The following is a 21751-nucleotide window of genomic DNA, read 5'->3' as shown; positions in this document are numbered from 1 at the left end:
CCAATTTTATCGACGGCTCGCGAGTAACCATATTGCTGTCTTTTTCAATGATGACCGTAAGAGTGTGCTACGCAAAGGACTGCGCAAGTTTCTCTTGGCTGGCTTTGCCTTCCACCCGAAGAGCAACTTGGGCTGAAAACTCTGAATAGGGATTGTCCGGATCCGCATGGGACAACTGGGCGTCAATCCAAGGCTTGGGGTAGCCAATGTCATGCAACGCGGTAGACAGCGTGGCACCGGATACGTGGCCCGTCAGTTGATCGATACAGCCCATCCGACGCAGGGCGCCATTGAGGGTGTTTTCACTGATCCGCTGGCCCAGGTTACTGCGATGGGACAACAAGTGGCGTTGAGCGGGACGCACCTTCTTCAATAATTGGCGCACCACCTCCACCGCCTGGGTCGACAGGGGCACGGAATGGCCCACAGCCCTCGCTCAAGATCAGATATCCGTGGCTTTCGATGGATTTTGGCGGAACAAAAAAAGACGCCTAAGCGTCTATTTTTAATGACTTACAGAATTCCATGGAACTCTGTAGATCGATATTTGGAGCGGGAAACGAGACTCGTATCTGGCGTCCGACTCATTGAAATCTAAGGGGTTTCTTTTCTTTCCTGGGCAGGAAAAGACTTAATTCTGGACTTGTTTTCTGGGAGTATCAAGGCCTAGAAAGCAGGATCCCGGCTGTGCCGTTTCATCCTGTCCATCGCCATCAGGCGGACAGCATCCAAGCTGACCAGCAAGCGGACGGTACATGGTGTGATGGACAACGGTAACAGCGCTGCTAGTGCCTCTGCGGCATCGCCCCCCCCCGTTGGCTGAGCCGCTCAACCAGAAAGTCGCCTACGTCGTCGTTATCGAATGCCTCGCTTCATTTAAAGAATAGGCTTGCCACCTGTCACGCCGTAACGTTCACCGGAGATATAACTGCCCTCATCCGACGCCAGCAGCACATAGATGGGCGAGACTTCGGCTGGCTGGCCGGGGCGCCCCAGCGGCGTATTGCCACCAAAACTCTTCACGGAGTCCTCGGTCATCGTCGATACGATCAATCGCGTCCAGATTGGCCCGGGCGCCACACTGTTGACGCGAATACCGCGCTTGCCGAGCATCTGCGCTAGGCCCGCAGTGAAGTTGGCGATCGCGCCTTTGGTCGCCGCATACGGCAACAGCGTGGGGTTGGGCGCATCGGAATTGACCGAGCTGGTGTTGATGATCGAACTGCCTTGGACCATGTGCGGCAGCGCGGCCTTGCAGATGCGAAACATCGCAGTGACGTTAACGTTAAAGGTCTTTAGCCAATCCTCGTCAGGGATGTCTTCCAGGCCGATAATTGCCTGCTGGCGGTGTTCAAGCCCTAAGGGCACTACAGGGATTTTTCAGCCGGGGATATAGATCAGATGAGTGGTTAGCCTGGGCCTACAGCCGGTGTCGCCAAGCGGTTGCATGCGTACAGCGCCATGCCCAGCAGCATCAGCGCGCCACCGCGCAGCCAGGTGTCCAGGCTTTGCTGGCTGAGCAGGATCAAGCACGAAACAATTGCCAGCACCGGCACCCAGGTCGGCACGCGAAAATGCTGTTCGGTGATGGTGTCGCGGCGCAGTACCAGCACCGCCAGGTTGGTGCTGAGGAACACGAAGAGCAGCAACAGCACGACCGTCTCGGCCAGCGCCGCGAGGGTACCCGTCAAGGTCAGGGCGATGGCCACCAGGGTGCTGGCGATGATCGCGACCCAAGGCGTACGCCGCTTGGGCAGCACGTGCGAAAGTGGCTCCGGCAACAGGCCCATGCGGGCCATGCCATAGGCCAGGCGGCTGGCCATTACCATGGTCAGCAGCGCACCGTTGGCGACCGCCACCAGCGCGATGAAGGCGAAGAGCTGGGGCGGGATGCTCAAGCCCGAGGCACGCACCACTTCGAGCAACGGCGCGGATGTGGCCGTCAGCTTGTCCATCGGCAGCACCACCGAAGCGGCGACACCGACCGCCATATATACGACGCCCGCCGTCACCAGCGCAGCAAACAGCGCACGCGGATACACTTTGCGCACGCCGCGTATTTCTTCGGCCAGGTTGGCCGACGTTTCAAAACCGACGAACGAATAGAACGCCAGCAATGCCGCGCCCAGTACGGCAAGCATCGGGTTGACTCCGGCCTTGAACTCCAGCGCGCGGCCGAGGTTGGCTTCGCCGGACTGTATGCACCAGGCCGCGGCCACCACCACCAACAGCAGCCCGGACAGTTCGACGCAGGTCATGACCATGTTGGCGCCCAGCGACTCCTTGATACCGCGCGCATTCAGAAGCGCTATCACTGCCAGGAATATCAGCGCGGCCAGGTGCGGTGACACCTCGATGAACGCCGCCAGGTAGTCGCCGGCAAACGCCAGGGACAGCCCCGCTGCGCTGGTGACGGCGGCCGCAAGCATGCTGAAGCCGACCAGGAATGAAATCAGCGGTGACTTGAATGCCCTCTCGGCGAACACCGAAGCGGCGCCAGCATGGGGGTACTTGGTCACCAGTTCCGCGTACGAGCCTGCCGTGAGCATGGCAAAAAACAACGCCACCAGCAACGGCACCCAGATCGCCCCACCCACCTCGCCGGCGATGGTGCCGGCCAGTGCATACACACCGGCGCCGAGCACATCGCCGAGGATGAACAGAAACAACATCGGCCCCGTCACGGCGCGGCGCAAGGACGGTTTGGAGGGTGCGCCTTGGGTCAGGCTGGATACGGGCATGGGCGGCTCTGGCGTGGGTTGCAATGAGCGATCATCCGGCGCGGGCCGGCTGACGCAGGGCTATCTACAATGGGAAATGCCCGCGCCGCCAAAGTTCCGTTTTCCGCTGGGAGACCAGCGCAGCGCCTCCGTCAATCGTCGTCGTGCAAATGCGCGTCAGCGCAGGGCAAGCGTCCCGATTCCCCGCCGGCAATCCGTTCCGCCTGATCGATGCCGCGTTTGAGCCCGTCGTGCACGGTCCATTCGGCGCCGGGCAGTTGCCTTGTGCGTTCGACCACGCATTGCCCCGTCGCGGTATAGACGCTGACCAACACTTCGATATCGGCGTCTTCGCGCTCCCGGGCCCTGACTTCGATATGGCAACCGTTTTCCACTTCCTGGGTAAAGCACTCTTCTTCCAGTGCCTTTTCTTGCGCTTTATCCAATTCCCTGCTAGGTTAATATCTGGAAGATTTACTCAAAAAGGAGCGTTATATGAAGGATCAAAAAAATAGCTCAATCGGCGCCACATTTTATCAACAAAAAAATTTCAGTGGTACGCCGCATGAGTATAAAGAAAGGGAAGTAGTTTATGAGCTTCCATCGGAACTGAATGATACTTTTCTCTCTGTTAAAATTGGCAAACAAAGTCTGGTTCATGGATGGCGACACTTTCGGGACTCACAAGCTGATCAAATTTATAAAGTATGGACAGAGTCCACATCGGACATCACTGAAATTCAGGGACTTTCCAAATTTGTTGTGGCACCGAAAAATACGCAACTTCTGTCGATTAAACTAACGAACAGTTCAGAAAACACAGCGCTAGATTATGTTTTCGTCCAGACATATACCATCGATAATCCGGTAAATATTCTTGTAAATGATGATTTCCAGATTGTCGGGCTTATCCCCAATGATGGAAGAATGTATGTCACGTCTGTCATCCTGTTTGATAAAAACAAGGTTCCGATGGAAATTGGCGCAGCCTATTTTATGTATGATGCGCCGACAGATTCTCTAAATTTCATCACTTATCCTGAAACTTTCCCGGCAGGCTGGAAGCTGGTCAAACGAAAGGACTATCGCTTCGAACTTATCATCGAGAATATCAAGGAGAGCAGTAACGGCGTCGCATTTGTCCGTTAAACCTTAATCCCCTTAATCCCCCGCAAGAGAGCAGCGGATTAAGGGGTTTGTCGCATTGGACTGATCCAGTAATTGCAGATAGTTTTTTCGGTTCTCACACCGCTAGCTCTTCCGCCACCATCGGCGAGCGATAGCTCTTGTAACCGTAGCGCCTTGCGCTGTTGCAGTGCACCACATATAGGTTGATGTCTACCGGGGCCTTATACTCCGGGCTATAACCTCTCTAGGGTACCCATTCGGACTTCAAACTGCCAAAAAAGCTCAATCATGCGTTATCCCAACACTGCCCTTTTCGACACATGCGCTGCTTCAGCTTATGTGCTTGCAGTTCAGCCCTGAATTATTTGACTATTGTACTGACAGCCTTGGTGAGAATGAAACGGCACGCCCTCAGGCCGCCCTATCAATTCAACAGCCCTCCGCCTCATTTGCCAGTGCCGCATCGGCGCCCAATGAATACGCCCATCCCGCCATTCGGCCGCAAACGGATCCAAAACTACCGAGCGCGGATCCAGCGCTTACCGAGCTGGATATAGGTGACGTCCGCGAACGGTATTAGCTACGTAAACCTCACGCTCCAGCTCTGCTCAGCCACCAAAGACTCGACGTCTGAAGACTTGTGGGGCCTGCGTTGGCGGCTGGCGATCCCGACCTTCTTCATCAAGCTCAGAGCCATGGAACGCCCCACCTGATGACCTGCACCTCGCAGATCTTCAGAAAGGGAGTTACCTGGTTTTCGTACCACTAACTGGAGTTGTTCATCACCTCCGCCGGTATGACCCATAACCGCCGCTCCAGATCGAACTTGTCGGACAGCACCGACCACAGCTTGCCCGTGCGGACCCGGTCACCAGCAACATCGTAGAAGGTAAACGCACTATCGCTCAAACTCACTCGCATTCCCGCTGATTACGTCCACCTTGCAACTTGCCCACTTCAGTGACGACCACGTAGAGATCAAACAATCCACTTCCGGTCCCCCGTAAAACAAATCGTCAGCCACCGTGCCGAATCTGCGTGGCCCAATCTCGCCGAGATTTCGTCACGTAACGTATCCAGGTTCCCGACCGCTTCCACGTGATAATCAGTCGAGAGCACAATATGGATCTCGATAAATCGCGCTCGCCCATGCTTCTGTACATAAGAAACGTAATGCTCGAAGCCGTACTCGATTTTAATCGCGTCCATCACCTGTCGCACTTTGTTGTCCAATTGGTCTGGCGCCATGCCCAACACATCACGCAAGGCCGGACGTAGTATATTGAAAGCGGGAGGCAATATACTCAGTGCCAGCAAGATCAAAATCAGCGGATCGGCATATACGGCCAAATGACCATAGCCCCGTGACGTGAGCAACAACGCAGTGAGAAAGCTGACAAGCAGTCCTACCGATAACATCGCATCTACCAACCAGCTAATGTTATCGAACTGAATCAGCGTTGATTTAAGCTCACGGTTTCGATAACGGATGTAGAAAAAATAGGCGAACTCGACGACTGTAAACACTGCCGCATAGATGATCAGCATCCCTAATTCAATCTCACGACCGCCGTTGATGAATCCAGACACTCCGTTAAGAAATGCATAGATTGCGATCAAAAACAGAAAGCTGCCTTCGATCAGTAACACCATGGGTTCCAAATGCCAGAAGCCAAACTGGAACCGGTGATTACTTTCCTTGGCGATCAGTTTGGCTGTAATCAGCATTAATACTTTGATAAAGGTTGCAATCAACGAGAAAAAACCATCGAACAGGACGGATTGAGCGCCCGTAACGAAACCAGTAGCAATCCCAGCGATCGCTACTGCTAACATCATGACGGTAGATTGTTGGAGCAACGACTGCTCACTTCGGTTATTCAAGTAACTCTCTCTGTAAAATACCAATTAACTGCTGACTGCGATTACCGCTCAATAGTCTGATAACTAGCTGCGACCTGACAGATGAGCTGATAAAGCGGCGTGCCTTATACCTTCCACTTTGCGAAGTGCATAAGCACTCCGATCAAAATAATAGCACCACAAATTAAGCAACCGATAATTTCGCTTCCCATATTAACCCCCTAAACATTTAATATCTGTCGAGATGACTGATTAACACCTTCAACAAAAATAGAGACTGGCAATAACGCCTAAATTTACTCCCCTCATTTGCATGCTAACTGAACTTTATCAAATCTTGTATCGAGCTTTCGTGGTGCTAGAATATAATGTGCCTGGCAACTATCGCTTTTCCATTTTACAATCAGAGTCGATTCTTCCTGGTCAACTAAGGCAAGCGCCATACCTTTTGGATCTAGAACGCCTAGCACTTTGCCATTTTCATCCTGAACACTAGCCCCAAAGGGTATAGGGCTACCGTCTACGCTTCGAAACTCAAATTGTACTCGGCGCCCACTTTCCGCCGCGAAGCTAGCTAGTGTTATGGAACCGCGACGGGGAACCAGTTGTTGGGCGGTGGTCAGCAGCTCAGTATCCGCCCCGAGGTCACGGGCATCCAGAGTAAGCCAGTTGGTCCGATATATCTGAGCGCTGGGTACTACCGCGTAGCCGTTCCTTCCGGTGATAACCCCGGCGTGGCTGGAAAATTTTGCATTAGATACCCCAGACACCTCTGCAAGGGTAAATGTGTCGCCCACGGGTTGACCTAGATTAATTCCTCCGGCATGCGCTACTACCGAACCGGAAGCGCCAGCACTAAAAGTCTGATAATCACGACCTTGACTGTAACCAGCATTCACCCGAGCCACTGAGGTGACCGCACTCAGGCTTGCGGACCCTGAGCCCCCCCCGCTGCTGTCATGCCCTGCCTGGAGGTTGTAATAAGCATCATCTTGCCCCGGAAGATTGCCATTAAGCCCCATCTGTGTTGAATGACGCCCTTGATTGTCATAATTCAGATTGGAGCTGACACGCGACGATCGCTGTGAACTTCCCAAAGGCATAGAGATCGACAGAGCAACCTGCTTTTTATCATTTTTATAATTAGAGGCATCGTTACGGCTAAAGGAGGTGTCAATATTATAATTGATCGAGCCCCAGTTATTGCTATAGCCGACGCGAAGTTGCTGAGAACTGCCGGGTAAATTCCAGTAACGCTGTTCAGTGCCATTCAGATAAAACGATCCTCCCCTCGAGCCCAAACTCTGATTTATCGTTATATCAAAACGGTTTTTCGCACGCCCTCTGTGGTTACCGTCCATGAATCGCAGGTCGGTGACATGGTCGCCCAATGTCCGATAGTCTTCAGTCGAATAACGGTAAGTAGCTAGGGTAAAAGTCGTATTGGTAGCGGCGAGTGTTTTCGCATAGTTCAACCTGAGGCTTTGCCCTCGGTTTCGCTGCTGTCGGGTTTCACTATTTGATTGGGTGACATCTATCGCGAAGGCGCCAAGAGGCGTGTTCTGTGTGACGCCAACATTCGTTGCCCTGTAGTCCTCAGCCCACTGCACGCCCCCCACAAGGGTTGTGGCGTTGGTCAGGCCGTAGGCAAACCCTAAGGTCGCCAGTGAAGGCGCTGCGTCATCAGGATTGTTACTCGCATACTCGCCAGCGGCAGCGTTATAGCGCAGCATTCCGCGTCGTACCATCTGTGGTAGAGATGCGTAAACCTGGGTGAAACTACTGCGACTCCCATCCGCCTCGATCACGGTGATTTCAAGATCTCCATTTGATCCGCTGGGATAGATATCACTAATTTCGAATGGCCCGGGGGAAACCGTAGTGCTATATAGCAAGTAACCATTCTGGCTCACTTCAACGGTCGCGTTGGTTTGCGCAGTCCCGTGGATAACGGGCGCATAGCCCCGTTGGCTATCGGGAAGCATGGCTTCGTCTGAACTCAGTTGGATGCCGAGAAAACGCACACTGTCAAATGTTTGAGAGCTGGTGTAAGTTTCCCCCAGTGTCAATTGGCTTTTCAACGACGTGATGTCGCGCTCGGCAAAAATACGGTTGCTGGTAAAGCGCCGTTTATTTCCACTGCCATCCGACAAAGATGACTCGTTACGCAGACGCCACTGACCGATATTTAAGCCATTACGCAATCCCAAACTGTAATAGTCACTCGTGCTACCTGAGTTTTCACTGCGACGTCCACTGAATTGATAGTTTACGAAGCCAGCATTGACACCATAGTCCCAAAGGGCAGGATCAACATAGCCCCTGGCACTTCGCAGCATAGCCGCTTGAGGTATGCCAATATGCAGTTGAAGTCGAGCAGCATCGTATTCAACGCTGGCTTTGTCGATTAACTCACTCGCGTCATAACAGCGGTCCGGCAGGCCCGTGTCAATCACACCATTACGCTTAAGCTTTTCCACATCCACGCCAAGTTTTTCGAGCACTTCCAGAGTCAAACAGGGTTTAGTCCTACCTGACTTATCAATGATATCAAAACGAATATCTCTGCGCCCAGTCAGAGCTCGGTTCACATAAATATCAACACGATAGGTTCCAGGCGCAACATTGTCCTGCCTGAGAAACTCGGCTAGGTCAAGCTGTTCGCCTCCGCCCTGAATAAAGGCAAGGTCGAACTCTGGAATATTTGCTTCGCTCCCCGTGGAATTAGCATAGGCCGCCCCCGGTAACGCTAAGGCAACTGCAAGAGCGAGCTTACGAAGTCTAAAACCTTTATCCGCCAAGTCGTGAGGTGCCGCCGTGCTTTCCTGCACGCGCGCGGACAGACCCGAGCGATTTTCAGCACTGATTTTTTTCATAAAAAACACAAGAACAAACCTTTCGACAGTACAACAGAACTTGGCGAATAAAAATTATTTGTCAGCCAATGTATTCGGCGTAGCGGAACTGACTTTATCTATATATAGATCAGCCGTATATGAGTTCTGTCCGCCGTAATCATTAATGACGTTGAAATTCAATTTGAGACTGGCAGCCGAAGCCATTGGATTGACTGGTATTTCTACATTCTCACTAGGGGCGACCATACGCCCCTCCCCCATTAGAAAATCATTGTAACCAGCGCCTCTCAAACTCAATCCAGTCAACGACACATGAAATCGACTTGGGTTCTCAACCTTCAGTACGGCAGTCTGAGAACGTTTATTTAACGTCCATTTAAGCTGAGTCGGTGCCTCTACCGCACTACCCGGCAACCCAGGCGGTCGAAAAAACACTTTAATCCGCTGGCGTACCGCAAGCTGCAGAACACTTTCCCCATTAACTTTTTGTGGGATTTCCTGTACGTTCAGCCAAGCAATTGACTCTCGATCCAATGGAACTCCCTCTCCACTGTAAAGTATCCTTAGTTGTTGACGACCCTCTTTCGATAGGCGGGATAACGGTGGAGTGACCGCAAAGGATGAAATGTTAAAATCTGCTGAGTCAGACTCTAGCCAAGACTGGACCAGTACATCCTCACCACCTTGATTTAGCACAGACAACGAAGCTTCTTGATGCTTAGCGTCGAAAATCACTCGAGTGGCACCCAATGAGATGGCTGCCTGCGAATGATTGACAAAGAAGGTTAATAGAAATAATGAAAAACTAAATAGCGCCTTATTAAACACCTGATTCGCCTCCACGAAGCTACAAATGGGGAGATCATCCTCCCCATCGCAATTTTTTATTCGTAAGTCAGGGTAAAAGGCAGGGTCGCATTCCCAACACCAGCTTTAACATCATCTGATGCCCCATTAAGCGCATAAGCAGCGCGCATGCTCAGGTTAGCGGTAGCTTTCCCCTCGTCAACCTTCAGCGCTGCATCGATCGTTTCGTTGGCACTCAGGTTTAGAACTTGATTGTTGTCATTGAGAATTGCAATGGCGACACCTTTTGCCGCCTTTTCACTACTTTGCAGTTTAAGCAGGCGACCGTCAGCACTATCAATTCCAGAGCCAGAAAGCGGGTCAAACTTTACTTTTACTGTACTCAAGCCACCCACACCCGATGAACAATCAATGTCCAAGTTGATATGAGTAGCTGCAGTGACGCCCACACCGGGATCACCAACATCACTGAGTGAAACCTTCCCAAGATCTACGTTAATATTGCCATTGCTACCTGACGAACCAGCACCCGGTGCGACCGTACAGCTTGCCGCAATCAGCTCGCCAGAGAATTCAATTTTTCCACTACTTGCTGCATGCGCCACACCCACCCCACCAAGTAGAACGCAAGTTAACGCAGATACACCCCAAAGAAATTTCATAGCTTCGATCCTCGCATCCAATAAGACTGATATCAACCAAATAGCGTTATCCGCATCCAGCCGGCCAGCATGTAAATTTTTACACGCGAACGAGTGCGAGCCTATTGGAAAGCCCTGCGATCACCCTGGAAATTTCCCATGCACCTTGGGAAATTTCAGGCCGGCCTCGATTGATTAGAAATTGGCTAATTTTTTACCTGGGGTTTCGCAATAGACTAGGAGGTCTGGACTAACCACTCTGGAGGCTACTGATAAGACATCGTGAACACTGCATTTGCATTGGCCGTACCGGATCCCGGTTTGGAAGACGCTGTGCGTTGATATTGAATATAAAACGGAATGAGATACCTACCTCCGGCGCTGCCTGTGGAACTTAAAACCTTGAATTGATTTAAAGCGCCCGCGATAGACGAGGCAGGACCTAAATTGATTGGGCTGTTGTCGCGTAAAATTTGATACCCTACACCCGTTGCATCCGAGCCGGGACTGAGCGACAGCACATTGCTAGTGTTTCCCGGGTTCTGTGCGTCGGTCATAACCATATGAACAGAAATCGAAGGATCGCAATTCATTCCAATATTAAAAGGCGTTCTGCCGGCAACCGATCCAACTTCCAGAAGGCGATTTAGCCCAATGTTTGGCATCTTGACATCAATATTGCCATCAACATCACAGGTCGACGCCTTTATGGTTGGAGCAGTGCTAATCTTGATATCCATTACGCCTCTCTTAACCTTATCAATATAGGTCACATTGGCGGACGGAAATGCAGTTATCGTTCCAGAGCTGACGGGGCCGACTATCACGAGTTGCGCAGTCGCTTTCATGTGTTTTAATACATCCTGATTGGGTTTACAGCTAGCTCCAACACCAGAAACATCGAACGGAAGAGTACGCTGTACTGAAACTGCATCCCACGACGTCGCCCGAAAACGCACGCCAATGCCAGGATTATTAGTCTGATAAACATCCGAAAAGCCTGGAACAAGAGGGCCATTAACCGTTCCTATGCTGCGCACCTCGTATGAACACTTCGCCCATACGCCCTGAGAACCAGTACTGGCTTTCCAGTTGGTGGTCGAGCCGACTTCCCTATCGCGCGCGAAAACAGCGCTATCGAGGGGAATATTTACAGCGGCAATTGATAGAGACGAGAAAGCCCCCAAAAATACCAGCGGGAGTATATAAAGATTCATCATTCAACCTTTTAGGTTTTGCCTCGCTAGAGCGAAACTTCAGTCAATTCATTCCTTTTCACCGCACAGTACTGACGCTTAATTGTGCGATTTGAATACTACTGATAAGACATGGTAAACACCGCAACGGCATTGGCCGTGCCTGTTTTCGGCCTCGAAGACGCCGTTCGTTGATATTGGATATCAAACGGAATCAGGAACCGGCCCCCGGTGCCACCTGTAGAACTTACAATCTTGAATTGATTTAAAGCGCCCGCAATAGACGAGGCATGACCGAAATTGATCGGGCTGTTGTCGCGTAGAATCTGATACCCCACACCCATTGCCTCCGAGTCGGAACTGAGCGTCAGCACATTCCCAATGTTACCCGGATTAAGTGCATCAGTGATGACCATATGAACAGCAATCGAAGAATCGCAATTCATTCCAATAGTGAAAGGCGTCCTTTCAGCGACCGCTCCGACGCTTGGGAGTCGATTTATTTCAATCCTGGGCATTGTGGCAATAATGTCGCCATCTACGTTACAGGACGATGCTTCTATAATACTTGGAAACGTGCTGATTTTCACGTTCATTGGCCCCCTCTCTTAAGAATCATAATAGCTGATGCGGGCGGTTGGAAATGACATAATAATGCCTGCACAGACCTGCCCCACCACGACGAGCTGTGCAGAAGCCCTCATATTTTTTATTATGGTGACGCAAGGTTAGCAGTCGGAGGGCCCATTCCCAGGAATATCAAATGGAAGCGCTCTTTGCTGTGAAGCTGAATACCAAGTAGTTGCTCTGAAACGGATACCTATACCGGGATTACTGGGCTGATAGGCATCTGAGTATCCAGATACAAGCGTGCCATTCACTATGCCGACATTACGCCCGCCCATGTACTGGCATAGCATCCCTACGCGCTGAGAGTTTGTGTTTTCTTTCCAGTTAGTGGTAGAACCAATCGCCTTATCCCGTGCAAAAATTGCGCTGTGAGCGGGATGCCGACATCGGCCTTGGAAATTGACGAAATAGAAAACAAGCAGACAGCGACTCATATTTAACCTTATAGTTCAACGGTAGCCATTACCTAAGCGCCACGGAAGTGCTTGATTGTTTAGTGCACAACGCGTCGACTTTTTCGAAATCCACTTTATCTTTGCGTGCTGCAGCTGACAGGGTGTACAAAACGCGACATTGACCGTCGAGCGTGTCTCCCCAACGCACTATCAGCTCACCTTTCGGCTCCGCTGCACGAATGAATGCTCGGCTCATTTGCCCAACCAAGGTCAGGCTATTGCCCTCAGCGTCCAGTACTTCGGCCCCCGTCGGCAACGCATTACCCGCCTCGTCACGCAGGTTAAGCAGAACCGGCGCCCCCTGAGTGGTTGGATATTTCAGCATCACGATTGCGCCATGACGCGGTGCGATATTCTGCGAACTCATTTCCAGCTCAACGTCCGCCGCCATACCTTTCGGGTCGATGACAACTTCATTATGACGATAAGGTATCAGGCCGCTCACCACTCCATACCCGCTGCTGCTGATTGCGCCTCCATTGCTGTTGAGCAGACTCGCGCCTTGTGCCCCCCTGGCCTCCACAATGACACGCGTTTCACCTTTGGACTGACTGAAGGTCACGCCGCCAGGATGGGCCACGATGCTGCCGGAAAGGCCGATACCGACTTGCTTGTACTCTTCCCCCTGTCCAATACTTCCCGATAGATTGGTCTTGGCCATACGGTATTGGGCATTGGCCCCCGTAGAGCTATTGCTGGCTCCGAAGGCACGATCATGCGAGCCATACACCCCATAACTAAGTTCGCTCTGCTCCCCCACAGAGCCAGACAGCCCAACCTGAGTCCCCACATCACCTTTACCCGAATAAGTCGTGGAGCTGGTGAGGTATGAGGTATGGCGATCTCTGCCAAGTGGCATCGAGAGCGTCAGCATGTACTGGGTATCGTCCTTGTTATTGCTACCCTGGGTACGGCTGGCTGAAAGACTCAGGTTTCCCCAGCTATAGCTATTGGAATACCCGGCCTGGAAGCTGGTATCGCGGCTCTTGGCGTTATTCCAGTGATTCTGCGACGACCCGCTCAGGTACAGGCTGCCGGCATCGCCAGGCAATGGCTGGTTGATGTTCACTTGAAGCCGACTGCGCTGGCGGTTAGGTGCCGGACCAGTCAGGTCTTGCGCTCGGGCATAATCGCTAAAGGACAGGTAGCCCTCGCTGGAGAAACGGTAAGCTGCCACGACGAAGTTAGTCTTGGTGCTATCGACGAGCTTGCTGTAGCTCAGTCGATAACTCCTTCCGCTAGCGGTGCTATCGAGTGGGTCAGTACCCTCATCGCTTGACTGCAGACCAGAAGCGTTGGACTGTGTGACATCGAACGCGAACGCTCCCACCGAAGTACTCAACGCCATACCGCCCTGTACCGCCAGATACTGGTCGGCGACGACGCTGCCAGTGTAGGCCGTCGCCTGGTTGGAAATGCCACGCTGATAGGTTGCCTGGACGAATGTTGGCACTTTGCGCAAGCGGTCATCACGGTATTGACCGGCAGAGACGCTGTAGCGCGAGGTCCCTGGGCGCAGCAATTGTGCCACCGAAGCAAAGGGCACAATGAAGCTGTGGATACGGCCGTCAGCCTCGGTCACCGTGACATCTAGGTCACCGGAATAGCCAGTACTGTAGAGGTCGTCGATGACAAACGGGCCGGGCGCCACGCTGGTTTCGTAAAGTATGTTGCCAGCTTGACGCACGGTCACTCGAGAGTTGCTTTGCGCCATGCCTCGGATGGAGGGCGCAAATCCACGCTGGGAATCAGGCAGCATGCGATCATCGGACGCCACTTGCACACCGGTGAAAGATACGCTGTCGAACAGCTCGGATGGCGTGTAGTAATCCCCCAGGGTAATTTGTGATTTGAGCGTGGTCAGGTCGCGCTGTGCATAGGTGCTCAGCGCGCTGTACTTACTCCGGGATTCGCCAACACTACTGCTGCGGTTGTAGCTTGCGTTGTGGCGCAGACGCCAGTCCCCCAGGTTCAAACCGCTATTGATACCCGTGTAGAACTCTGTGCTGTTGGAGCCGCGTGAATCGTTATGAAAGGCATTGCTGTTGTAGTCAACGAACGCAGCAGTCACGCCCCGGTCCCAGTCACCTGGATCAACGTAGCCTCGTGCTGCGCGGTTCAGGTAAGTCTGGGCAATGCTCAAGTCCAGGCGCAATGCCCCCAGGTCCATGTCGATATGGGCATCAGGGACCCAGAGGCCGATATCCGCGCAGTCATCGCTTTCAAGGGCGTGGCTTTCAGGCAGGCGCTTGAGGTCAATGCCCAGGCTGGAGACCTGCGCGGGAGTAAAGCAAATTCGCGACGGTTTCCCATCGCCGCCGTCACGCACCCGAATGTCCTGGCGTCCCATCCACTGCTGGTTGACGTAGACATCGAGGCGATATGAGCCTGGCATGGCCCCGTTCCCGCGTTCGAAGCGCGACATATCCAGACTTCTTTCCTGGCCTTGTAGAAAGGCCGGATTAAACAACGCGAGAGCAGCATTGCTTTCCTCGGCTTGTGCGAGGTTGTCGGGCAGAACCGCGCCGAGCGTCGTAACAAATAGCCAATGCCGGGCAGCAAAAAAACGGCCGGCATAATGCGGTGCATGAGTCGTCAAAAACATGGGATTACCTGAGCACGCGTATCGAGGTGATACCTGTCGGCACATCAGCTCGTCAATTTCAGTTCAGTGTGATGCTCTGTTCGGCGGTGGTGCCAAAATCACCGATCCAGCGGTAGAGCACCTGGCCACCAGTACTGCCGGTATGACCGGCGAGAGAAAAATCCTGCTGACTGAAGGGAGCAATCATGCCGCCGCCGGTTTCGTAGCGTTTGTCGCCCTGCTTCACTGACAGCTCACCAAACGACAGGTGATAAGGCGTCGGGTTATCACCGCGCAGGACATAGCCCTTATCGACTCGCTGCACAGACCACTTCATCCGACTCACGGAGCTACGAACATCGCCGGACAGAGCGACCGGGCGATAGAACATCTTCAGGCGTGAACGCACAGCGATTTGCATCATGTTCGCCCCAGCACTGGCACCTTGAGGAATAGGTGGGATTTCCAGGGCGTTGAACCAAAACAAGCTTTCCCTGTCCTGAGGCAGCGTTTCACCGGTGAACACAATGCGTACACTCTGGCCTTTTTGTGGGTCCAACCTGAAAATGGGTGGCGTAACGAGAAAGGGCGCGTCTGCATCTTGAAGTCGGCTCTGGGCGTCGCCACGATCAATCCAGACTTGCAGGAGCCCGGGGCTCTGGCCCTTGTTGGTCAGCTTTACGGTGACTTCTCGTTCCTTCGCGGAATAGATCACACGGGTGCCATCGATCATGACACCGGCAACAGCACTGGACATCGAGCATGCAGCAAGGAACAGCCCTGCCATCAAAGAGGGCAAGTGTCGAGCGGAGACAGGTGACATCAGGGGGTACCTCAGTGGTGCCCGAGGTGAACACCCCGGGCGAGTCGATTACTCGTAGGTCAGCATGAAATTGGCCATGACGGAAACATCACCGCCACCCGCGCTCCCCTCTTGGGAGAAGTACTGCGCGAAGTACTGCAAGCTGCCTTTTCCGTTGATATCCACGGCACGTGAAGCCTGGGAAGCATTGTCATCGGTATTGATATTGATGACGGTATGATTTTGATCGAGCAGTTGAACCTCGACGTTGGAGGCTTTGTTTACAGCGTTGTTTACCAAGTTGCCGTAGGGATTAACATTGGAATCAGGCAGAAATGCAGCAGAAACCTTGGCATCCTCCGGGCAGTCGGTCACCTGCAGCGTGAAGCCGGTACGACCGGTAGCGCTCTGAGCGCCAGCGAGCTGACTTTTGTCCACGGTCGGCAGTACAACGTTGACATTGGTGGAAGAAGCATCAAGTACGCAACTCGTTTCGATAATTCTGCCAGTGATGTTGATCTGTCCAGTCTGGGCGGCGAGAGCAAGGACGGGCAGATTTAGGCTGACAAAACAGACAGCAACAGAAAACACTTTGAAGTTCATTTATGCGGGTCTCGCAATAGCCAAGTTAGAATAAACTGAGTTTTTTAGCCTTCAGATATTTAGGTGCTGCGATACCTGACAGGGCAGAAAATCTTAAACTCGGCCGTAAGCCCGTCACATCAGCACGCTCTCATTTCAAGTCAGAATTCGCTCGCCCTAGACCAGAATTTTCTCGGAGCGGGATGAATTGCTTCTAGCTCCCCACCAAAATCTGCATGCCCTCTCCGTCCGAATTGCTCTGGCTTCTAAGGTTTTGTAGGCCACATTGCCTGGTAGCCGGCGACCGGTGCCGGCCCTAAATGCGTAGACCCTGAGAGCGTTTTTTGAAATTAAGCCCCCTACATAAATTGTATATTTAGTATCAAGCCCAATACTAAGGTCCACTGAGCGCACCTGTAAGGCCTAAAACACCTGAAAATTGCAACTCTAAACTTTCTCACGCCAAAATACGGAAAACCAAACTACAACCATCACTATTTGACGTTCTATGAAAATATCCGAAAAATCAGCATCATGCAATATCGAGCTTAACAGCCAAAACAATAGTTAATCAAAGAGTCAAAAGCGGGGACTTAAAAAAAACCATTAAAATAGTACGGAACAGCCATATAAAGCTATACAACTCCGCGAAAAAAAACGAAGCAAGAGAATTTGTCAAACACATCCGCGAAATCCTTTATACACAAAATTCTAAGGCATTGAGGAGGAAAACCGAACTACTCAAGGATTTAGAAACATTAACGATGCGGACTCCAGCAGAAAAATCAGCCGATTATACAAGCTGTTTAATAGGGATGAAATTCAAACGGGAATACAGCTGGTCAGCGCTTCAAGCAAGAGGTCAGAAAAATTATGTTTACCACCACAATACTATACACTCCAAGTGCGCTAGGCCTGAGCAACCTGTAAAGGCACTATCCAAGCCAGCAATCGAAACCCTGCCCGCCAACGACAGCGCTGTGAACAAACGCTGTATGAGAGAAGATGATCATGCTAAGAGCATTTTTTATGATAAGGATATAAAGCTCACTCGAGAAAGACTGAACCCCACACCTAATGACACGAGCGAACATGGACCCAAAATGAGCCCGTTAGATTTTATTTACCCCGCCCCGCCCATTCCAAGAGCGCCAGTCGAATCAATGCCAGCAGCACTAAAATCGACGACCCGCTGGGATTGAAGAACCGCTGCATCCGGCTTCGAATAGCAGTATATTAGGCTGAATCAGATGGACAACTTCGTGAAATATCGAACGCCTTTATCCTTACTTCACCCCAAAAGGAAATGACTTGTCCGGATAATGTAGCAGACTTTAGCGCGCAAGGAAGTGGACTGGTATTATTGGAGGCAGATACCATTTCATTTATCCAAATCAAAGCGCCGGAAATAGGACAAGGTGAGAGGGCCTTTGGCCCTCTCACCCAATAAACGATCGGAGCCAAGCATCTAACCACCAAAGCTGGTTGCCGCCGTCGCCATGGCAGAAACTATTTCAGCGGGGCAGCAACCCTATGCCCCTCCTACAATCCGCCTCCTAACACCCCATGAACATCCTTGCTGACTGCAGCAGCAACACAGAGTGCAGAATAAAGAGCGCGGCTTAGTTTATATATGAATTTTAATTGGCTCGCCAACACCATTGCTTACTGACAAATCGCAGTAGGCACGAGTGTAGGGGGCATTACAATTTTAATCATCAACCACAACTGAGTATCGCATTCAAAGAGCACATTCAACGGCTCTATTATTGTTCGACAGCGGTTTTCTCGAAACACCTGGAGAAAAAAAGATGGCTTAGTCAAGAATTTAATCATAACTGATTATATAAGTAGACTGCGCAACAGCCCTACCCGGAATGAGATTACCGTCTCGAATATAACGAACTGACATGGGAATTAGGCCATCCGACTGAATATCGCCCAAGCCCCTTCTTTGCTTATACCTTACCAAAGAGCCGTCAAGCAACATCTGAAACCTAATCCCTTTTGCCGTCGAGCCCGCTCCTAATTCCAAAGACTCACCACTGTTAGATACATTGTTCGAGTCAGTGAATTCGGCGTATACCTTACTCGAGCTGTTACAGCTGACAGCCATAGTGAAGAATACCTCACCAAATGTTGCGCCTATGCTAGAAAGTTCAGAGCTGGTTACCGCCGGCAAAGGAACAAGTATATTTGGGGTTGTAACAACGCACGTTCCGAGAATAGCACTACCAATTACTGCGCCTGGTTGGTCTGGTCCTAGCGAGACACCATCAGAATCTAGCTGTTTAGCCCGAATCCCGCCGGCATGTAAATCACCAGCCGCTACAGGACCCGCGCTGCGGACCAAATCAAAAGACACAAAGTAGTGATTAGCGGTGCGAGAATTGAAAAATCCCAGCCTTGCAGTAGTCCCATTTATTGGCTTCTCGTCGTAATAAAAAACAACTGATAGTCCACTTCCGACTTGTAGCTTTTGAGGCACCTCCAAATATGCAACCCCGTCCGCCCGACACCCCCCGTATGTAATAACCTGACGATGACTACTTAGTACAGTACCTACAGGAACATTACTCGAAAGCGCTATATCCTTTCCAAGTTTAAATTCGCCTGCACCACTTATGCTACAGGTTGCTAAGGCCTGATGTGAGAAAAAAATCAACGCTGCTAATACTATCGAACGCATCACCACAACAAACCTCTTTTAATGTACCATTATAAAACTCAAAATCGCCGAGCCTTAACATATCATCGCAACACATAATATTGCTCTCGTAAAACATGCTTGATGTGCTCTCTCACTACTAACGGCAGATATCAACAGTAAATTTTCTTACTGAATTATTCAGGGCGCCTTTTTAAACAGGCATTGCTCCTTTATGCCCTTAAAGAACGCACTAAATGACTGGAAGGCACATGGGAGCTACCCGACGCTTTACTCCAACCGGAACCAGACCTGCTCCGGCGGCAAAGTTAGGGACAACCACGCAGTCACGATGAGAAATAGGTTGGATCACACTTTTAGCCTACGGGCTCGTTCCAACTGTCTATAATTTTTTCACATCGAGATGCACCACAACATCAGACCGCTCAATGCAGCGGCAAGAATCTTCCTCGTCGGACGAGGAACTTTCTTACCTCTGAGATTCTGCACGAAAAAAAACTATTTTTTGCCCTTTATGGTTCGATAACCAGTTACACATGCAGCTATTGCGGTATGACAATAACTACCGATACAAACTCTGCAACTGTATGACGTTTGGAATTCGGCGCCACTTTTATATCTCGCTATAAGCGGATGCTATTTTAAGCCAAACCTCCGATGTATTACGGACTCTTCGTTATCCTTAGTACCACCCGCAACAAAACCAGCTCGCACTGCTTACGAAACAGTGCGAGATCCTACAAATCAATGATTGAAACGAATCTCAACTCTCCACATATAGACCCGCTTCCGGTGGAGATTTAAAGGATGACGTTTCCTTTAAAGGGACATTGCCATCATGGTGTAAATTATAGTCTGCAATAACGATCGCCAACGCGCTAACCGAATCGGCATTCATAAAGTTCACCATTACTTTGGTGTCAGCATCTTCATTATAAAGTTGCGTGAGCGTCTTTGTGTTATCTTTGGGAGCAATAGCGGAAAGAAATTCCTCACCTTCAATATGCTCTGCCACAAGCTTGGAGGATTGCTCAAAACCTCTGGCGAAATCTTTTATCTGTCTATGCAAAGGCAGTTCAGCATACTGATCATCCAAGCAAGACTTTTCACGAGAAAAATAATAGAAATCAAATTTATTACAGCAGAGATGCGCCACCTCATGCAAAAGCGCATTAACAGCGGGAATGGCGCATTTCTTAAAGAATTGTAGAGAAAACGCAATCCTTTGCTCGCCGTCTTGAACCAAGTTAATGGCGGCAGTGGGATCGGAATTGTCATACGGTTCCACAAGATAAATATCTTGCCCGCCCTCTTCCGTCATCCAAAGCAACATTGACTGCATCGCTCTGTAATTCTCCAACAGTCTCGGACGTATACTGGGATCCACTCCCCACTCAGTAAGCTTGGCATCAAATGTCGGATCATCAATACCTTTTAGAGACTCTATTACTGAAGTAACCACAGAGATCCCGTTATTAATAGTTCGCGTGAGAAATTCCCGCTTAGCCCCTTCTAGACTCTCGAAGCCTTTTGACACAACATCAAACCCAAAAGATTCGATATGTGTTTTGAATAAATCGTCTGACAATGGGTTCGATAATGGCGTGGCAAGCGCTCCGGGCGGACCTAACCAAGAGCCTGCTGATAACGATATTGAGGATAGCGCTAAAGTAACTAATCGAAAAATCGTAGCACCAACGGTCGGCGTCTTACCAGAAAAAACTAATTCGGCAGTGGTATTATGCACATCGCTTACAAGACGCAAAAATCTACGAGTATCTTCACGCCCAATCACAGTCCGCTCGTTACTCAGTAAAATCTCATTAATTGCAGCCACAGGTTCCATAGTTCTTCCTTGCTGTAGGTGTGGCGGTTAAAGATACATTCCCAGCCAGTTAATTTGATGTCTTAAAACTTTAAAATGAGTGTCACCTTCATAGACATCATAATGCCCAGCACCTTCAAGCATAATGATTGTCTTTTCAGCATGCAGCGCTTCATACAATCGGACTGCTTGATCCGGGGGATTAACAATGTCGTGTTCGGCAGCGACAACCAATACAGGCTGACGAACGCTCATGGCCATGATAACCGGTTTGTAGTTTATGATTTCCCGGACGGTTAAAAAGGGTATTTTTGTATTTAGCTGAGGATTAAACTTTTGATGCTTTTCGAAAAACACTCGAGACTGCTCATCATCCAGCACCATTAACGGAGGCACAAATAACTCCCTACCGCTTGATTCTTTCTTCTCCTGCATCCGATTTAATGTCGAAAATAGCTTACTTTCCTCTTTAATACTCATTGCGCTAGTGATTAATATTTCCCCGTCAGCAAAGGCTGTTTGGCTGATGATGCATTTGACCAGCGGGTTCTGCGCCCCAACCGTAATGACATGACAGCCACCTAGTGATGTTCCCCACAGACCAATGCGTGACGTATCAAATGACGGTTGCTGGCTTACCCAGTTAACAACGGCATGAATATCTTCTATCTGCATTTTGGTCTGAAGCCTGCCGCGCTCACCTCCACTTTCACCGAAACCTCGATAGTCAAAGGTAATGACATTGTAGCCAGCCTGAGCAAAAGCGAAAGCAAACTCAGGCAGAACAACGTTCTGGATGCCACAAAACCCATGGCACAGCACCAGAACAGGTGCCGGGATCACTGATGTGCTAGGATAAATTCGCACCGCCAATTGTTCCCCGCTGCTACTAACACTAACGCTCTCAAAACCACTCATTACACTACTCCTCAAATACTGGCCAAGTTACAATTCCCAATTCAAAAGAAAGGCATCGCTATACACACAAAACC

16 protein-coding genes and 2 pseudogenes are annotated in these 21751 nt (G+C 50.7%); 1 reads left to right on the top strand and 17 read right to left on the bottom strand.

The annotated features are described in order from the left end of the window. Positions 1-154: 154 nt before the first annotated feature. From C4J89_RS10690 to C4J89_RS10675, 4 genes and pseudogenes are all read right to left on the bottom strand, one after another. Positions 155-415: pseudogene (locus tag C4J89_RS10690) on the bottom strand (integrase); the annotation flags it as partial. Between the two features lie 461 nt (positions 416-876). Next, a pseudogene (locus C4J89_RS10685) lies at positions 877-1326 on the bottom strand (SDR family oxidoreductase); the annotation flags it as partial. 83 nt (positions 1327-1409) lie between these two features. Beyond that, positions 1410-2741, bottom strand: coding sequence for an APC family permease (locus tag C4J89_RS10680; protein ID WP_256657896.1), 1332 nt, complete (start codon positions 2739-2741; stop codon positions 1410-1412). 131 nt (positions 2742-2872) lie between these two features. After that, positions 2873-3166, bottom strand: coding sequence for a hypothetical protein (locus tag C4J89_RS10675; protein ID WP_124403782.1), 294 nt, complete (start codon positions 3164-3166; stop codon positions 2873-2875). A 49-nt stretch (positions 3167-3215) separates the two neighbouring features. Here C4J89_RS10675 and C4J89_RS10670 point away from each other — a divergent pair, with 49 nt between their 5' ends. After that, entirely contained in the window at positions 3216-3869 is a 654-nt protein-coding gene (locus tag C4J89_RS10670) for a beta/gamma crystallin domain-containing protein (protein WP_124403781.1), read from the top strand. Positions 3870-4613: 744 nt separating this feature from the next. Here C4J89_RS10670 and C4J89_RS26905 read toward each other — a convergent pair. The 13 genes from C4J89_RS26905 to C4J89_RS10615 all read right to left on the bottom strand — a co-directional run bounded on the left by C4J89_RS26905 (position 4614) and on the right by C4J89_RS10615 (position 21677). Then, positions 4614-4763, bottom strand: coding sequence for a hypothetical protein (locus C4J89_RS26905; protein WP_164487595.1), 150 nt, complete (start codon positions 4761-4763; stop codon positions 4614-4616). 63 nt (positions 4764-4826) lie between these two features. Further along, complete coding sequence (locus C4J89_RS10665; protein ID WP_124403780.1) at positions 4827-5732, bottom strand: cation diffusion facilitator family transporter; 906 nt, start codon at positions 5730-5732, stop codon at positions 4827-4829. A 284-nt stretch (positions 5733-6016) separates the two neighbouring features. Then, positions 6017-8587: a fimbria/pilus outer membrane usher protein gene (locus C4J89_RS10660; RefSeq protein ID WP_124414354.1), complete on the bottom strand. Its 2571-nt coding sequence runs from the start codon at positions 8585-8587 to the stop codon at positions 6017-6019. 54 nt (positions 8588-8641) lie between these two features. After that, complete coding sequence (locus C4J89_RS10655; protein ID WP_124403778.1) at positions 8642-9397, bottom strand: molecular chaperone; 756 nt, start codon at positions 9395-9397, stop codon at positions 8642-8644. A 56-nt stretch (positions 9398-9453) separates the two neighbouring features. Next, positions 9454-10038 (bottom strand): fimbrial protein, encoded by a 585-nt coding sequence (locus C4J89_RS10650; RefSeq protein ID WP_124403777.1) that lies wholly within the window; start codon positions 10036-10038, stop codon positions 9454-9456. A gap of 245 nt (positions 10039-10283) precedes the next feature. Then, positions 10284-11234, bottom strand: a complete 951-nt coding sequence (locus tag C4J89_RS10645; RefSeq protein ID WP_164485248.1) for a fimbrial protein — start codon at positions 11232-11234, stop codon at positions 10284-10286. Positions 11235-11332: 98 nt separating this feature from the next. Beyond that, the gene (locus C4J89_RS10640; RefSeq protein ID WP_124403775.1) at positions 11333-11809 is read right to left on the bottom strand and encodes a fimbrial protein; all 477 of its coding nucleotides are present in this window, start codon (positions 11807-11809) and stop codon (positions 11333-11335) included. A 496-nt stretch (positions 11810-12305) separates the two neighbouring features. Next, positions 12306-14903, bottom strand: a complete 2598-nt coding sequence (locus C4J89_RS10635) for a fimbria/pilus outer membrane usher protein (protein WP_124403774.1) — start codon at positions 14901-14903, stop codon at positions 12306-12308. 58 nt (positions 14904-14961) lie between these two features. Continuing rightward, a complete protein-coding gene (locus C4J89_RS10630; RefSeq protein WP_218565847.1) occupies positions 14962-15705 on the bottom strand; it encodes a molecular chaperone in 744 nt (247 codons plus the stop codon). A 48-nt stretch (positions 15706-15753) separates the two neighbouring features. Then, on the bottom strand, positions 15754-16287 hold the full coding sequence (locus C4J89_RS10625) for a fimbrial protein (RefSeq protein ID WP_124403773.1): 534 nt from the start codon (positions 16285-16287) through the stop codon (positions 15754-15756). 1807 nt (positions 16288-18094) lie between these two features. Then, positions 18095-18955, bottom strand: coding sequence for a fimbrial protein (locus C4J89_RS27425; protein ID WP_370881259.1), 861 nt, complete (start codon positions 18953-18955; stop codon positions 18095-18097). 742 nt (positions 18956-19697) lie between these two features. After that, on the bottom strand, positions 19698-20780 hold the full coding sequence (locus tag C4J89_RS10620) for a hypothetical protein (RefSeq protein WP_124403771.1): 1083 nt from the start codon (positions 20778-20780) through the stop codon (positions 19698-19700). 27 nt (positions 20781-20807) lie between these two features. Beyond that, a complete protein-coding gene (locus C4J89_RS10615; protein ID WP_124406858.1) occupies positions 20808-21677 on the bottom strand; it encodes an alpha/beta hydrolase in 870 nt (289 codons plus the stop codon). Between the last annotated feature and the right edge of the window lie 74 nt (positions 21678-21751).

Source organism: Pseudomonas sp. R4-35-07, assembly GCF_003852235.1.
Taxonomy (GTDB): domain Bacteria; phylum Pseudomonadota; class Gammaproteobacteria; order Pseudomonadales; family Pseudomonadaceae; genus Aquipseudomonas.
The sequence above is the reverse complement of the archived record's forward strand: the minus strand, read 5'-3'. Positions and strand labels throughout refer to the sequence as shown.